General features: G+C 61.8%; 12 protein-coding genes and 1 pseudogene. 8 read left to right on the plus strand and 5 right to left on the minus strand.

What is annotated here, in order from left to right:
• The first annotated feature begins 302 nt into the window (after positions 1-302).
• The gene (locus AC6H1L_RS01875; protein ID WP_497601491.1) at positions 303-575 is read left to right on the plus strand and encodes an SHOCT domain-containing protein; all 273 of its coding nucleotides are present in this window, start codon (positions 303-305) and stop codon (positions 573-575) included.
• Positions 576-726: 151 nt separating this feature from the next.
• Here the strand turns inward: AC6H1L_RS01875 and mgtA are convergent, their stop codons facing one another.
• Entirely contained in the window at positions 727-3,330 is a 2,604-nt protein-coding gene (mgtA, locus tag AC6H1L_RS01880; protein WP_497599863.1) for a magnesium-translocating P-type ATPase, read from the minus strand.
• A 376-nt stretch (positions 3,331-3,706) separates the two neighbouring features.
• On the opposite strand from mgtA, the gene AC6H1L_RS01885 reads away from it, so the two are divergent.
• Both AC6H1L_RS01885 and AC6H1L_RS01890 read left to right on the plus strand, forming a co-directional pair.
• Positions 3,707-5,701, plus strand: coding sequence for a heavy metal translocating P-type ATPase (locus AC6H1L_RS01885; protein ID WP_497599864.1), 1,995 nt, complete (start codon positions 3,707-3,709; stop codon positions 5,699-5,701).
• Between the two features lie 301 nt (positions 5,702-6,002).
• Positions 6,003-7,787, plus strand: a complete 1,785-nt coding sequence (locus tag AC6H1L_RS01890; RefSeq protein ID WP_497599865.1) for a bifunctional aminoglycoside phosphotransferase/ATP-binding protein — start codon at positions 6,003-6,005, stop codon at positions 7,785-7,787.
• A 126-nt stretch (positions 7,788-7,913) separates the two neighbouring features.
• Here AC6H1L_RS01890 and AC6H1L_RS01895 read toward each other — a convergent pair whose 3' ends face one another.
• The 3 genes and pseudogenes from AC6H1L_RS01895 to AC6H1L_RS01905 form a co-directional block, all read right to left on the minus strand.
• Entirely contained in the window at positions 7,914-8,327 is a 414-nt protein-coding gene (locus tag AC6H1L_RS01895) for a hypothetical protein (protein WP_497601585.1), read from the minus strand.
• Between the two features lie 237 nt (positions 8,328-8,564).
• Positions 8,565-8,783, minus strand: a pseudogene (locus AC6H1L_RS01900) (hypothetical protein); the annotation flags it as partial.
• Between the two features lie 15 nt (positions 8,784-8,798).
• On the minus strand, positions 8,799-8,924 hold the full coding sequence (locus AC6H1L_RS01905; protein ID WP_497599866.1) for a hypothetical protein: 126 nt from the start codon (positions 8,922-8,924) through the stop codon (positions 8,799-8,801).
• 364 nt (positions 8,925-9,288) lie between these two features.
• Between AC6H1L_RS01905 and AC6H1L_RS01910 the strand changes: the two genes are divergently transcribed.
• From AC6H1L_RS01910 to AC6H1L_RS01925, 4 genes are all read left to right on the plus strand, one after another.
• Positions 9,289-9,774, plus strand: coding sequence for an OsmC family protein (locus tag AC6H1L_RS01910; RefSeq protein ID WP_497599867.1), 486 nt, complete (start codon positions 9,289-9,291; stop codon positions 9,772-9,774).
• 80 nt (positions 9,775-9,854) lie between these two features.
• The gene (locus AC6H1L_RS01915; RefSeq protein WP_497599868.1) at positions 9,855-10,271 is read left to right on the plus strand and encodes a DsrE/DsrF/DrsH-like family protein; all 417 of its coding nucleotides are present in this window, start codon (positions 9,855-9,857) and stop codon (positions 10,269-10,271) included.
• Between the two features lie 107 nt (positions 10,272-10,378).
• Positions 10,379-10,630 (plus strand): sulfurtransferase TusA family protein, encoded by a 252-nt coding sequence (locus AC6H1L_RS01920; protein WP_497599869.1) that lies wholly within the window; start codon positions 10,379-10,381, stop codon positions 10,628-10,630.
• A gap of 30 nt (positions 10,631-10,660) precedes the next feature.
• Positions 10,661-11,854: an NAD(P)/FAD-dependent oxidoreductase gene (locus AC6H1L_RS01925; RefSeq protein ID WP_497599870.1), complete on the plus strand. Its 1,194-nt coding sequence runs from the start codon at positions 10,661-10,663 to the stop codon at positions 11,852-11,854.
• Between the two features lie 114 nt (positions 11,855-11,968).
• On the opposite strand, the gene AC6H1L_RS01930 is transcribed toward AC6H1L_RS01925, so the two are convergent.
• Positions 11,969-13,039 (minus strand): universal stress protein, encoded by a 1,071-nt coding sequence (locus tag AC6H1L_RS01930; RefSeq protein WP_497599871.1) that lies wholly within the window; start codon positions 13,037-13,039, stop codon positions 11,969-11,971.
• 429 nt (positions 13,040-13,468) lie between these two features.
• Between AC6H1L_RS01930 and AC6H1L_RS01935 the strand changes: the two genes are divergently transcribed.
• On the plus strand, positions 13,469-14,632 hold the full coding sequence (locus AC6H1L_RS01935; RefSeq protein WP_497599872.1) for a baeRF3 domain-containing protein: 1,164 nt from the start codon (positions 13,469-13,471) through the stop codon (positions 14,630-14,632).
• Positions 14,633-14,676 lie beyond the last annotated feature (44 nt).

The following is a 14,676-nucleotide window of genomic DNA, read 5'->3' on the forward strand; positions in this document are numbered from 1 at the left end:
AAAGCGTGCCTGTATGCTGTGTGTCTCGATCACCAGCCTAGCGTGTCCAGCTCACGATCTGCTCTCTTCCTCTGCCACTCGCCTCTCAGTCCCATCACGGCAGCGTGCTCAGAGGCAAAAGGTCCCTCCGCCGCCCGCCTCTGCTCATCCCTCCGGCATTCTGTGAGCGCATTGTGAGTCAATTGGGCAACGCTGTGAACAGGTAGAGAGGACGGGGGAGGATCATAGGTGTTTGAAGCGAGGCAACGAGTGTGCCTGGCTTGTTCAAGGAGAGGCAACGCTCAAGAAATGAGGTGATCCTGATGATGTGGGGCTTTGGCTGCGGGGGCATGCTCTGGATGTGGCTCGGGGCCATCCTCTGGCTGATCGTGCTGGCGGCTCTGGCCTGGGCCCTGTTTCATCTGGCCAGAGGGAAAGGCAGGCTCTCAGAGGGGCAGTCCTACTCGCACCCGTCAGGGCCGAATCGCACTCCTTTGCAGATTCTGCAGGAGCGCTACGCGCGCGGAGAAATCGACGCTGTGACCTTTGATGACATGCTGGCCCGCCTGCGGGCCTCTGAGGAGAGCCGGCAATGATCCAGGAAAAGAGGGATCAGCCCCGGCAAGGCGCAGACAGCTAGCGGACAGGCGTCTTGCCCGGCGCACTGCATGTGGCTGGTCCGCCCGTGCGCCGCCGTCAGCTTTTCAGGAGGTTCCAGCGCTGCCCCCTGAGAGCCGCTGGCGCTGCTCACGGTTGCGCCTGACCCGGTTGGCCGGTTGGCTGGCCGGTTGGCAACAGGCGTCCCTTTACCAGCTCGACCAGTGCCAGGTAGGTCAGGGTGGCCACTGCCAGGAAGAGGAAGTAGCCGGCAGGCAACGGCACAAAGCCCAGTGGAGCGGCCAGCGGCGTCCAGGGCAGCAGCAGCCCGCAGCCAACCACTGCCAGGGTGGTGAGCGTCAATGGCAGGCTGGGACGACTGCGCAGCGGATGGCCGGCGGTACGGATCACAAAGATCACCAGGGTCTGTGTCGCCAGGGACTCGATGAACCAGCCTGTATGAAAGAGGGCCTCGGAGGCATGAAAGACCGCGAGCATAACAAAAAAGGTCAAGAAATCGTAGAGCGAACTGATGGGGCCGACCAGCAGCATGAAGCTGCGGATCAGGCCAATGTTCCAGCGCTGTGGCTTGAGCATCAGGCTGGCATCGACGCGGTCGGTGGGAATCGTGACCTGAGCCAGATCGTAGAGGAAATTATTGAGCAGAATCTGGGCCGGCAGCATCGGAAGAAAAGGCAGCAGGAGAAAGGCCCCCGCCATGCTGAAGACGTTGCCAAAGTTGGAGCTGGTGCCCATGAGGAGGTATTTCATCACGTTGCCGAAGGCCTTACGTCCCTCCAGAATGCCCGCATGGAGTACCTGCAGGCTCTGCTCCAGGAGGAGAATGCTGGCGGCCTCTCTAGCAATGTCGACGGCTCCGGCTACCGAGATCCCTACATCTGCCGCGTGCAGCGAGGGTGCGTCATTGATGCCATCGCCCAGGAAGCCCACGACATGACCACGGCGTTTGAGGGCCAGCAAAATGCGGCTTTTCTGGGCAGGCGAGACACGAGCAAAGAGTGTGACGTGTTCCACCGCGCCGAGCAAAGCGGCATCGCTCATGCGTTCTAGCTGACTGCCTACCAGCACGCGCGCTGGCTCCAGTCCTACCTGGCGACAGATATGACGCGCTACCAGTTCGTTATCGCCTGTGACGATCTTGACCTGAACGCCATCCCGCGCCAGGGCGGCAATGGCCTCAGCGACGCCGGCCTGGGGTGGATCGACAAAGGTCAGCAATCCCAACAAGGTCAGGCCCTGCTCATCTGTCTGGCTATAGCGCTCCTGCTGAGGCAGCTCGCGATAGGCCACGGCGAGCACGCGCAGACCTTCCTGGCTGAAGCGCTGATGGAGAGCTTCAGCCTCGCCCTGCAGGGCGGCTGTCAGCGGCTGAGCTACACCATCAAGCTCGCAGCTGGTGCAGAGCGGAAGGATATGCTCGGGGGCCCCTTTGACAATGAGGAGTCGCTTGCCGGTAGTGGTTTGCTCAACGATGACGGAGAGGCGGCGCCGTTCAAAATCAAAGGGGATCTCACCGCATTTACGATAGGTGGCCAGCGAGAAAGCGCCGCTGCGTTGGATCGCTTGATCAAGTGGGCTGTTGAAGCCCGTCTGTAGGGCGCTGTTGAGGTAAGCGAAGAAATGAGTACGCTCGGAGGCCTGTCCCCGTAGATCACAGGCCTCTTGCAGCGTCATCTCTCCTCGGGTCAGGGTGCCGGTTTTATCCGTGCACAGGATATCAATGCTACCAAAGTTCTGGATCGCCTCCAGGTGCTTGACGATAACCTTGTGTCTGGCCATGCGCACAGCTCCCTGCCCCAGAGTAATGGTGACGATCATCGGCAAAAACTCGGGAGTTAGCCCAACTGCCAGGGCGAGGGCGAAGAGCACCGACTCGAAAAGTGGATGATGCAGAAGGACACCAGTTAAGAACACAAAGAGCGTTAAAAAGAAGACCGTTTCCAGGATGAGGAAGCTGAAGTGGCGGAGTCCGCGCTCAAACTCGGTTTCAGGTGGATGCTGCGCCAGACGAATGGCCACATCCCCGAAGGCTGTCCGTGGGCCTGTGGCTATCACAAGGGCAAGGGCGCTGCCACTCACTACGGAGGTGCCAAGGAAAACCCAGTTGGAGGCTTCGGCGGGATGGGCCAGCGTGGTTGCTGTCTCCTCGGCCCGTTTAGCGACCGGCAGCGATTCACCTGTGAGCGCGGCCTGCTGAACATGGAGATCCAGGGCCTCAATCAGACGGGCATCTGCTGGCACCAGGTCACCGGCGGCCAGGCGAATGACATCGCCGGGAACCAGCAGCCGGCGGGGGAGATCTTGCCAGCGGCCATCGCGCAAGACGTGAGCCACGGGGGCGACGGACGAGCGCAAACGCTCGACGGCCCGCTGGGAGCGATAGCTCTGCAAGAAGTTCAACACCAGGCTCAGGAGAACGATAATCGCAATGATGAGAGCGTTGGTCAGCTCGCCGAGCAACGCGGAGACCAGGCTGGCCAGCAGCAAGACGGCGACTAACGGGTTGAGGAAGAGCCGTACGAGCTGGACCACCCCCGAGCTGGTCCGTTCTGCCGCGACCTCGTTGGGGCCGAATTGGCGCAAGCGGCGGCGCGCTTCTTCCTCAGTCAGTCCTTGCTCTGAGGAGCGCACTTCGGTCAGCAGCTGGCTGAGCGATTGGCTGTAGCGTGGGCTAACAGCGGCTGTCGTGGTCGTGGTCAGCTCCCCCGGGGAGGGAGGCGGTAGGCCGGGCATAAACGTTGCTCCTTCTTCTTCCCTTGATAGTCTGGTAGTAACAGAATCACCTCGAATCTAGCAGGCCGTCATCACAGTTGGCTCACGGCCATCTCAAGGATGGTTACAGCGCTATCACAATGCCCCTCTGAGGCAGATCAGCGAATCCGGGCCAGACAGGCTGGAGAGCGCTCCGTGAGATGGGACTGGCAAGCAGTGATGGACGTGTGACCACTGGCATGTATCCTGGTGGTGAGAAGCAACGTTCCTCTGAGTGGAACATTGCCCCTCCACTACCGGAGAAAAAGGATATCCAATTATGCCAGTAGTCCATCGGCGTCAGTCTGCCCTTCAGCAGCCTCAGCCTGTCCCAGACTCAGAGCAGAAGAAGAGAGCGATGACTTCCGTGCCGCCTATCCCAGCCCGGTCGGCGGCGGTGCCACCGCCGCCGCGCTTCAGCTTCCAAGCTCTGGGGGAGTTGTCGCGTCATTACCCTCTGCCTTCCGCAGCGCTGTTGCTGCTCCTCGTCGCACTCCTCTGCTGGCTGAGCAAACGCGCCGATCTTGCGCGCTGGGTGCTCCTGGTGATCACAGTGATGGGAGGCATTCCCCTGAGCTGGCAGACGCTGCGGCAGCTGAGCCGTCGGGAACTGAGCGTCGACCTCATCGCGATTCTCGCCATCATCGGGGCGCTCCTTGCGGGGGAATATCTGGCAGGAGCTTTTGTCGTGCTGATGCTCTCAGGAGGCGAAGCCCTGGAGGCGTATGCGCTCCGGCAGGCTCGCCGCTCTCTATCGGCCCTGGCCGAGCGCGCGCCGCGCATCAGCCATATCTGGCGCGGGCAGGAGCTGGTCGATCTACCCGCCGAGGACATTGAAGTGGGCATGGTGGTGGTGGTCAAGCCCGGCGAGCTGGTTCCTGTAGATGGCGAGGTGGTAGCCGGTTCTTCGTACGTGAGTGAGGCCGATCTCACGGGCGAACCACTGCCGCAACCGAAGGCCGTGGGAGCGGCCGTGCTCTCCGGCAGCCTCAATCTCGATAGCCCGCTCGAAGTGCGTGCCACCCGACGCAGCCTTGAGAGCAAATACGCTCAGATTGTGCGCCTGGTCGCCGCGGCGCAAGAGCAGAAAGCTCCTCTTCACCGCCTGGCCGATCGCTACAGCGTCCTCTTTACCGCTGTGAGCCTGTCGCTCGCTGCACTGACCTGGCTGCTGACTGGGAGCGGTATCACGGCCCTGGCTGTGCTTGTAGTAGCCACGCCTTGCCCTCTGATTCTGGCCACGCCGATCGCCATCATGTCCGGCATCGACCGGGCGGCCCGAGCAGGCCTCATTGTCAAGAGCGGCGCGACTGTGGAAGCTCTCGGTGAGGTACAGGTAGCCGTGTTTGATAAGACCGGAACCTTGACCCTGGGGGTGCCTTCCGTCTCCAGGCTCTGGCGAGCACCAGCGTCGGAAGTGCCTGCTGAGGCCCCTCTCCTCGATGATGCGACCTTGCTGCGCCTGGCGGCCTCGGTGGAACAGCTTTCCTCGCATATTCTGGCGCGGGCCGTTGTCGAATCCGCCCGTGCGCAAGGGCTGGTTCCTGGACTAACTGAGCAGTTTCAGGAGGTCTTTGGCAAAGGAGTCGCGGGGCGCGTTCGCCTGACTGTGGCGCCGGAGGAGCCAGCCTATGAGGTCATAGTGGGCAATCGTACCTTTCTGCGTCAGCGCGGAATCCCGCTCCCGCCGGTCCTCCTGCAGGCCCGCGAGGAGTGGACAGCAGCCGGCCAGATCGCCAGCTTTCTGGTCGTTAATGGTTACTGCCTGGCGCTGATCGTTCTAGAAGATCGACCCCGGGCTGATCTTGCCCAGCTCATGGCTGATCTCAAGCAAGCAGGTATTGAGGAAACAGTGCTTCTGACCGGCGACGGCGAGGAGGTGGCCCAGCGGATCAGAGCGCTTGCCGGCATGGACCGCGCGGTAGCGCGCTGCTTACCGGAAGAGAAAGTCCAGGTCATCCGCGATTACCTTAACAAAGGGCGCAAAGTATTGATGGTCGGCGATGGGGTCAACGATGCGCCCGCGCTAGCCACCGCCACCGTGGGGATTGCTATGGGACAGCAGGGACTGACCGCAGCAGCCAGCGTCGCGGATGCCGTGCTCCTCTCCGAGGATGTACGGCGCATCGCCACCGCTGTACAGCTTGGGCGCGGTGTGATGAGCATCGCCCGCCAGGGAATCTGGGTGGGCATGGGATTGAGTGCGACAGCGATGCTGCTGGCGGCCTTTGGCTGGATACCTCCGGCTGTAGGCGCCATTCTGCAAGAGGGCATCGATGTTCTGGTCATTTTCAATGCCTTGCGCGTGAGCCGCATCCCGCTAGAAACCGGGCAGGGCAGGCGGGTACTGTGAGCGATCTGTAAGCATTTGCCAAGGCCTGGAGAGGCAGCCGTGCGGCGCGGGTGCTATGGTTCTATTGGCAGGAGCAGCAGGGATTCGCTCAGGAGCAGAACGAATGGTCTTGCTCATCGTGTCTCGGGTTGGAAGGCGCTGCCAGCTGGCTTCTACCGGCGGAGTGGCTCAGGGCCGGTGCGGCAATGGAGCCGTAGCGACCAGGTAGGAGGGCAGTCTGGCAGCGACCTTCCTGCCTCCTGTCAGTCAGGTTGCCATCTTGAGGGCATCGTGTTGCTGAGCTATCTGGAGGAGAAGCACCATGCCAGCGCCATCGGTCATGCGGGCAGCAGAGGCTATGATCACCACTATTCTGGCCGGGAAGGTGCCAGCGCCTGCGGCAGGCACCCAGCCCCAGTCGACGTCTGCCGCTTCAGCTCCTCAGCTAGTACAGACTCACGCTTCCGTAGTTGTGCTCCTTCCTGATCTGGTCTATAAATTAAAGAAGCCGGTGAATCTGGGCTTTCTCGATTACTCGACGCCGATGCTGCGCCGCCAGTGGTGTCGGGAGGAAGTCCTTGTGAATGCCCCGCTGGCGCCCGGCGTCTATCTGGGCGTAGCCCCCATCGTGTGCACCCAGCGAGAGGAGATGCATATCGGCCCGATCTTCTCGCCGGAGAGCGTACCAGAGCCTGCCTCTTCCCTCGAAGACGGCACGGTTGTTGACTATGCGGTAGTGATGCGCCATCTCCCAGAGACAGCAACCCTGGCCGGCTGGCTCCAGAGCGGTCGTCTCTCGGCGGCAATGCTTGAAGCAGTCGCTCGGCGTCTGGCCGCCTTCCACGCCGAGGCCCACGCAGATGGCGAAGTACGTCACTATGGTCAGCCGGAGCTGTTAGCTTTCAACTGGCAGGAGACTCTGACCCAGCTTCAGCCCTACCTTGGTCGCACCCTGGATCAGTCAACCTACGAGCAGATTCAACGCTACGTCGAGCAGTTTCTTGCGCAGCGCCGGGCGCTGTTGCTGGCGCGCATTGCCCAAGGGCGCATCCGCGATGGGCACGGAGACCTCCGCCTCCAGCACATCTACTGGCTGGAGTCTCCCCTCAAGGACAGTCAGCAGGAGCCACAGCTCCTTTTTCTGGATCGGATCGAGTTCAACACTCGCTTTCGCTATGCTGACGTCGCCGCCGAGGTAGCTTTCCTGGCAATGGAGCTGGAGTACAGCGCGCGAGTGGACCTGGCGGATGCTTTTGTCGATGCCTATGTCAGGGCCACAGGAGATGAGAACTTACGCGAGGTGCTGCCCTTCTATCTGTGCTATCGCGCCTGCGTGCGTGGCAAAGTGGCCTCGTTGCTGCTGGATGAACCCGAGGTCCCTCTAGAGGAGCGTAATCAGGCTCAGCAGCAGGCGAGCGCCTTATTTGCTCTGGCCGCTCATTATGCCAGCCGACCTGCCGGGGCAACGCTGGTCATGATCGGCGGCTTGATGGGCACGGGCAAAAGCACACTGGCGCGAGCCCTCCAGCAAACGACTGGGGCAGCGCTCTTCTCTTCCGATGTCATCCGCAAGCGTCTGGCGGGCCTCGCTCCCGGCGAAACGCGGGCTGAGGCTTTTGGGGAGGGAATCTATGCCCCGGCCTGGGGAACACGTACCTATCAGGCCCTCCATGCCCTGGCCAGCCTGGCCTTGCAAGAAGGGCGCTCGGTGATTCTGGACGCCTCCTTTCTGCGCCGCGAAGATCGGCAGATCATGGCCCAGGCCGCTGCCACTCAGGGCATCCCCACTTTCTTCATCGAGTGCTTTTGTCCAAGGGAAGAAGCTTTAGCACGGCTCCGCTATCGCTGGAGCCAGCGCCAGCGAGTCGCCACCCCAGGCTCAAGCAGCAGCAGCGAGGCATCGCTGCAATCGAGCACAGTCGAGGCCTCTGATGGGCGACCAGACCTCTACGATGCCCAGTGTGCTCAGTGGCAGCCATGCCTGCCGGCAACGGAGAAGATCATGGGGGTGCCATTGCGGACAGACCGCCCGCTGCCAGTGCTGCTCGCCCAGTTGCTCGACATCCTGGGGCAGCCACGCCTGGCCTGTCGACTCGTGCAACCCTAGGCACCTGGCGCGTGCTCGTAGAATCGCAGCCGTTGGCAAGAGAAGAGACCAGCGGCTGCGATTCTGTCAGGCGGCAGGGGCCACCTCTCTGATTGGAGACGGCCCGGCCCGCTGCTTACTGGTTGGTCACTGGCCGATCGTCGGCGGCTGAGCTGCACCGTGCAGGATCTGTCTTAAAGCTAGAATGGGAATGAACAGGATGGGAAGACGCGCGAGCTGTATGAGGCGCTCGGCTACGCTGCCCAGCTGCCGCTGATGCGCCTCATTGCTTCCCCAGGCACTTAAGAGCAGCAAGTCGGGGATGCCCGTGCCATCCTGCTCAGGAAACAGCTTATCAAGATGGGCCGCTTGCCCAATAGCATGCACCGTATCGGGATCAACAGTGACGGACCAGGTGAGCGCCAGGGAGCGCACTGTGCCTGCGCTCCGCCTCCAGAGCCGTTCCAGCTCCTTGCCCGCCTGCGCCAAAGACTCTTCCGCCTGGCGGAGGCGCTGCTGCTGCAGCCAGCGCGCCCCTTCCTGGGCCCTGGGCAGGGACAAGCCCGACCCCGCACAACAGATGCACCGAGATGTCGGCCTGGGTGGCCAGCGCTTGCATCGAAGCAATCGTCGGCACAAGAGTAGCCCGGCCCAGAGTAATCCATCGAGGGGAGCCAAAAGCCGCCAGCGACGTCTGGTCTGCATATCAGCCTGACTGAGGCTCGGGCTATCTTGGCGCCATATCAGAAGAGGAACGGGAGCATGGCGCAGCAGTTGGGCGGTGACACTACCCACCGTCCAGGAATGGGGGCCATGACAGGCCCCCACCAGCAAGTCGGCCTGAGTTGCCTCAATCTCACGCAGGCTGGTAGAAGCCGCTTTCCCGGCCCTGGCCCGTGTCTCCATAGGCAGGTCTGCAAGGGCAGGGGCGTGGGCCTGCTGCTCAAGGTACGCTTGCGCTTGCGCGACGGCGGTAAACGTGGCAGCCTCCAGCACCTGGTGACTGCGGAAAAACACAGGCCAGCGCTCGGGCTACAGATCGACGGCCTGGAACAACAGAATGCATCCGCGGGCCGCCGCAGCCAGGTACGCTGCGATGTCGATGGCTTGCTCAACGCGCCGCGAGCTATCGAGAGGAACGAAAATACGCTGAAACATGATCTCTTCCTTCCGATCCTGGCAGTGATCTTCCCCCGGAGTGGAGGAAGCCGCAGGAGTTTCGACCTTTCTTCCCTTTCCTTCATAGCATGATCGCTCCCCTTCTCAGCACTCTCTCAACTCCCTCCTCTCCTCCTCACAGATAGCGCTCCCCGTTAGACCACTCCAGGAAGGACCATACCCCTGCCTGGCCGGGAAGGGAGGGAATTGGCGCAGACAAAGATACCAGTGGCTCCTCTTCTGGCCATTGTGACCGCCTTGAGAAGGCTGGCCAGACCCTCGTGATGGCCTGGTGAGCCACGGCGCCTATACTGCTCTAGCGAGAGAAGGCTAAGGGACCTCTCTCAAGGGAGGAAGAAGACCAATGGCAGAACGGATGACGGCCCAGGTCAGACTCGTCGAGGGCCTGAGCTTTGAAGCCGAAGCTGGCTCCGGCCACCATCTCAGACTAGATACCGGGCCGGAGCACGGTGGTCACGATGCAGGCTTTCGTCCGATGGAGCTACTGCTCATCGGATTGGCCGGCTGCAGCGGGATGGACGTGCTTTCCATCTTGCGCAAGCAACGTCAGCAAGTGATCTCCTACGAGATCATCGTCGAGGGAATTCGCTCAGCCACCCATCCGAAAGTCTTCAGAGAGATCAGAGTGGAGCATCTCCTCACGGGAAGGCAGCTCCAGGCCGAGGCAGTGGCCCGAGCACTCGATCTTTCAATACAGCGCTACTGCGGCGCCGAGGCCATGCTCAACAAAGTCGCGCGCATTACCCATACCTTTCGGCTGCTTGACGTGGACACGGGACGAGAGGTCGCCGCGGAGGCAGCCGCTGACAAGAATACCACGGCACAGTGAGTATGCAGCCCACACGGCCCACCTGGCTGACCTGAATGCCCGTCCCTGGTCGAGACAAGGAGGAAGGAGTTACACGCATCATGGCAAATCGCATGTCGCTGATCGTCTTCTCTGGAACAGCGGACAAGCTTATGGCCGTCGCAACATTGACCAGTGGGGCTGTCGCGATGGGGCTGGAGGTCGAGCTGTTCCTCACGACGTGGGGATTGCAGGCTTTCCGTAAAGGAGCGGCCGAGGCTAATGTGAGCGTCAGCAAAGACGCTGGCGATCTCGGGCCTGTCCTGCTGGAGCAGATGCACAAAAAGCAGGTTCCTGGCTGGCTAGAGACACTACAGCAGGCGCGCGAGCTGGGTCAGGTGCATGTCTATGCCTGCGCTATGACTCTGGAGCTGCTCGACATGAAGCTGGAAGACCTCGAGCCGATAGTCGAAGAGGTTGTCGGTGTGGCGAGCTTCATCGAACGCGCCAGCGAGAGCCGCATCACCCTGTTCATCTGAGGCTTGTCTGTCTGTCTGTCTACCTGCCTGCCCCTCTTCCTTTTATCTTGCCTGAGCGGAGGCAGCGAGCAGAATAGCAGCAGATGAGAGCCAGAAAGGAGGATACCATGCCAGAGAAACCGGAAGGAATCCAGGTTGATAAAGAAATCGATGCACGGGGCAGCTTCTGCCCCGGCCCCCTCATGGAGCTGATACGAGGGATCAGAGCCATCCCGGTCGAAGGAACACTGGCGCTCCTCTCCAGCGATCCAGGCTCGGCTCGCGATGTTCCGGCCTGGGTACAGAAGGCCGGGCACGAATTGCTGGGGGCTTTCCCGGAGCAGGGATATACCCGTTTCGTTGTCCGCAGAAAACGCTAACGCCAGGCAGACCGAGAGGAGGGCCTACCTATGCCTCGACAGATTATCATCATCGGTGGAGGAGTCGGAGGGACGATCACGGCCAATATGCTGGCGCGGCAGTTACGCCCACATGAAGCTGAGATCACCCTCATTGATAGCACGGGAAGGCATGTCTACATGCCTTTCTGGCTCTATATGCCCTTCAGCGACAGCGACCCGCAGAGCCATTTGCTGGTCCGCGATGAGCGGACATTGTTGCATCAGCGCGTGCACTTGCTGATCGGGCAGGTGCAGCAGATCGATGTGGCCAATCATCAGGTGCACGTCTACCAGAGCAGCGCCCTCGAACCAGCCAGAGGAAAGAGGGAGAGCATCCTTGTCTACGACGATCTGGTGCTGGCCACAGGGGCACGGCTTGCCCTCGCCGATCTGCCAGGACTGGAAGAGGGGCAGGGGGTATGGCATCATTTCTACGACACCGAGGGAGCGCTGCGCCTTCGTCAGGCCCTGAGTACCTTTCCCGGAGGGCGTATCGTGATTGCAGTAGCCGGTATCCCCTACCGCTGCCCTCCAGCCCCCCTGGAATTCACCTTTCTGCTCGACGACTGGCTTCGCCAGCATTGCCTCCGGGAGCACACCGTCATCGAGTACCTCTATCCGCTCCCGCGCGTCTTTACCATCGAGCGGGTGGCGGAAATGGTGGCTCCTCTGCTGGAAGAGCGCGAGATCGCCACACGGGTCTTCTTTACGCCGGAGGCCGTTGACCAGCAGCGCCGGGTGATTCGCTCGCTAGAAGGCGAAGAGGTGCCCTTCGACCTGCTGATCCTGGTCCCTCCCCATCGCGGAGCGCAGGTCATCGAAGCGTCCGGCCTGGGAGATAGCCAGGGATGGATTCCAACCGATCGCCACACTCTGCAGGTCAAAGGCCAGGAGCATGTGTACGCCCTCGGGGATGCCACCGATCTGCCTGTGCCTAAAAGCGGTTCTGCCGCTCACTTTGAAGCCCGCGTCCTGGCCAGGCGCCTGGTGGCAGCGATCCGTGGAGAGGCACTTGAGGGGGATGAGGGTCTCTACGATGGAGAGGTGATGTGTTTCCTGGAGACAGGGAACCGCCGGGCCACGCAGCTGGTGTTTAACTATGAGCACCCGCCCGAGCCTCCGCGCCCTAGCCTCTTCTACCACCTGGAGAAGCAGCTGCTGAACCATGCTTACTGGCACCTGATCCCCCAGGGCCTCATTTAGGCTGAAACCGGCGCGGTGGACCGACGATTATCAACGAGAGAGGCGTGCCAGGAAAGCTGGCATGCCTCTCTGCATTAAAGCTGGACGCTCCAGTTGCAGTCAGTCGAGGTCAGATCAAAGGAGGCCCGTCCAACCGGCGACCCCTGACTCGTCAGCCGCTGGCGGTTTGTGCTCCCCTGCCTGACCGGCTGACTCTTCTTGCGCGCCATCGCTCTCGCGCAGCATCCCAGGACGAACAATGAACAGGGGGAGCTTACTGCTGGTCAACAATTGCTCAGTGACGCTGCCGAGCAGAAGCCGGGCCAGGCCACTGCGTCCGTGGGTGGCCAGCGCGATCAGATCGAAGTGCTGGGCCGGGTCCTGCGCATCCTCAGCCGCGGCATGCTTGAGAATGACCCCAGGGACATTGCTCCCAGTGATCACCGTGGACGTGATCGTCACCGCGGGATCGGCCAGCTGCTCCTGGCGCACTCGTTGCATCACCCCCTCCAGGTAGCTCTTGGCTTCCTCCTGGAGCTGCTCACGCAGGCCCGGGTCTGGAATACGCAGCCCCCCCAGCGTCCCGTAGCCAGGAACATCGATGACACTCACCAACTGCACCAGACTCAGCTCAGGTGGAGCAAGCAGCGCCAGGAGTTGCAAGGCCGGTTTAAGAACGGCTTCCGCGGTCAGAGATCCGTCCAGCGGTAGCAGCAACCGCAGTGGGCGCCCTGGCCGTGGAAACGGCAGCAGCGGCCCCTGCTCATGGAAGACCAGCAGGGGGACCGGGCTGCGTCTGACGGCCTGCTGCGCCATGCTGCCAACGAGCCACCGTTTGAGCCGACTGGCGGCGTGGGTACACAGGACAATGAGATCCGCCTGCTCCAGGCGCGCTGCCGAAAACACTGTCGAGGCCGGCGGGCCAAAAGCGACCTCCTGCTCAACGGGCAGGTGCTCAAGGGCCTGCGCGTAGTTTTGGACCGTCTCGTTGAGGTAGCGCGTGGCTCTGGTAATCTCGTGCTCTGCCAGGCTGCTGGAAGGGTCAAACAGCGTGCTGCTGTCAGCGAGCACACCCGGAGGTGGCCACTCAATCACGCGTAACACCGTCACTGATCCCTGGGCCGCACGAGCCAAATGCGCGGCGATCAGCAAGGCTCGCTCAGCGGCAGCGGTGCCATCCAGGGGAACAAGCATGCGGCGAAACATAGTAGGCTGCTCCTTTCTGCTCTGTAAAGTCAGCGGCGCTCGCAAATCTCCTGCTCGCTTAGCCCAAAGGCGCCGCTCTGGCCTTACCTCGTAGGGCACCAGGCGCACTGGCTGGCTGGATGCCACGAGGCATCACCGTCTTGTCTGACTGGGGCCATACTGACTACCTGTCTCCTCTTTGTTCCCGAGCATACCTGATCGATCTCACGAAAGTGTTACAGGAGCGCACGCTTCCCTCACAAATCGCTGTCTTGAGCACAACGGGACAGGAAGCAGCTACCGCCCAGGGCAGCGAGCGCTGTCGCGCGTGCATCCTGTAACCAGGCTGTGAAGACGACCGAGCCTCCTGAGAGAGGCTTGTGAGCGATCCGTTCTAGGCTTTCATCAGGAAGAGAAAGCCATCATAGTCGGTTGTCAGGGAGATGTTCTATGCAGCAGAACCGATACTATCAGGAAATCAAGGCGGTGCTGGCGAGCGAGGAAGCTCCGTGCCTCTCGCTCTATCTGCCTACGCCCAGCAAAGGTCAGGGCTACTACCTGGGGCCACGGCTACTGAAACGCTTGCTCCACGAGGCACGTGAGCGCCTGGCCCAAAGCCGGCTCAGCCTGGCCACGCAGCGGAGTCTCCTCGCACCCATCGAGGCCCTGCCCGCTGAGGTCTCGCTGTGGAACACCGTTGCACCCGGGCTGGCGGTCTTCCGTTCGGCTACTCTCTATCGGATCTACCACCTCTCATATGCTCCTCGCCCCCAGGTAGTAGTTGGAGCGCACTTTTTCATCAAGCCGCTGTTGCCCCTGTTGAGCCACAACAAGCACTTCTATCTCCTCGTGCTGAGCCGAAAGCACGTGCGGCTGCTGGTCTGTCACCCATTCGGCCAGCAAGAGGTACCCTTGCCTGAGAGCATCACCAGTCCCCCAGGCTCCTGGCGCGAGCGTTGGTCGCGAGCCCATGCGCTTCAATACCATAGCGGTAGCCCCCTGACTCACCACGGAAGGCGCGGAGCCGTGCTCTATCATGGGCAGGGTGCGGGCGAACAGGAGCAGCAAGCGGATGAGTTACGGTATATCCGGCAGATCGACCATGCGGTGCATGCCCTTCTGCGCAGCCAGCAAGCACCATTGGTGCTGGCCGCCGTCTCCTCGCTGCAGGCGCTTTATCGCCGTGTCAACACCTATCCTTTTCTTCTCAAGGAGGGCCTGGAGGGGAATTTTGATGAGATGAGTGCCGCCCTGCTCCGACAGCGAGCCTGGCCGCTGGTCTTCTCTTCCTTGCAGCAGGCGCAACAGGAGGCCCTGGCCCGCTTGCGCGAGCGTGAAGGCAGCGGGCAAACCTCTGCTGACCTGGACGAGATCGCCCGGGCGGCCTGCAGTGGGCGCGTCCAGCTCCTCTTCATCGCCGAGGAGGCCACTCTGTGGGGTCGGTTGGACCCCGTGGCTCAGACCATCGACGTCCACGCCGAAGCCCAGCCCGGCGATGAAGACCTGGTCGATCGACTGGCGGCGCAGACGATTCTCCACGATGGCCTGGTTTCCGTGGTGGCTCCGGTGCATATGCCCACACCAGGCCCGCTGGCGGCCATCTTCCGCTACTGAGCTGGGGCGGGGCTGGTGCTTGGTTGGCTGACTGGCTGATTTAG

The organism is Thermogemmatispora argillosa, assembly GCF_059696725.1.

Excerpts from the sequence above, each read along its gene's own strand:
- AC6H1L_RS01875 (WP_497601491.1), top strand. The coding sequence starts at position 303 with ATGATGTGGGGCTTTGGCTGCGGGGGCATGCTCTGGATGTGGCTCGGG.
- mgtA (WP_497599863.1), bottom strand. The coding sequence starts at position 3,330 with ATGCCCGGCCTACCGCCTCCCTCCCCGGGGGAGCTGACCACGACCACG.
- AC6H1L_RS01885 (WP_497599864.1), top strand. The coding sequence starts at position 3,707 with ATGACTTCCGTGCCGCCTATCCCAGCCCGGTCGGCGGCGGTGCCACCG.
- AC6H1L_RS01890 (WP_497599865.1), top strand. The coding sequence starts at position 6,003 with ATGCCAGCGCCATCGGTCATGCGGGCAGCAGAGGCTATGATCACCACT.
- AC6H1L_RS01905 (WP_497599866.1), bottom strand. The coding sequence starts at position 8,924 with ATGTTTCAGCGTATTTTCGTTCCTCTCGATAGCTCGCGGCGCGTTGAG.
- AC6H1L_RS01910 (WP_497599867.1), top strand. The coding sequence starts at position 9,289 with ATGGCAGAACGGATGACGGCCCAGGTCAGACTCGTCGAGGGCCTGAGC.
- AC6H1L_RS01915 (WP_497599868.1), top strand. The coding sequence starts at position 9,855 with ATGGCAAATCGCATGTCGCTGATCGTCTTCTCTGGAACAGCGGACAAG.
- AC6H1L_RS01920 (WP_497599869.1), top strand. The coding sequence starts at position 10,379 with ATGCCAGAGAAACCGGAAGGAATCCAGGTTGATAAAGAAATCGATGCA.
- AC6H1L_RS01925 (WP_497599870.1), top strand. The coding sequence starts at position 10,661 with ATGCCTCGACAGATTATCATCATCGGTGGAGGAGTCGGAGGGACGATC.
- AC6H1L_RS01930 (WP_497599871.1), bottom strand. The coding sequence starts at position 13,039 with ATGTTTCGCCGCATGCTTGTTCCCCTGGATGGCACCGCTGCCGCTGAG.
- AC6H1L_RS01935 (WP_497599872.1), top strand. The coding sequence starts at position 13,469 with ATGCAGCAGAACCGATACTATCAGGAAATCAAGGCGGTGCTGGCGAGC.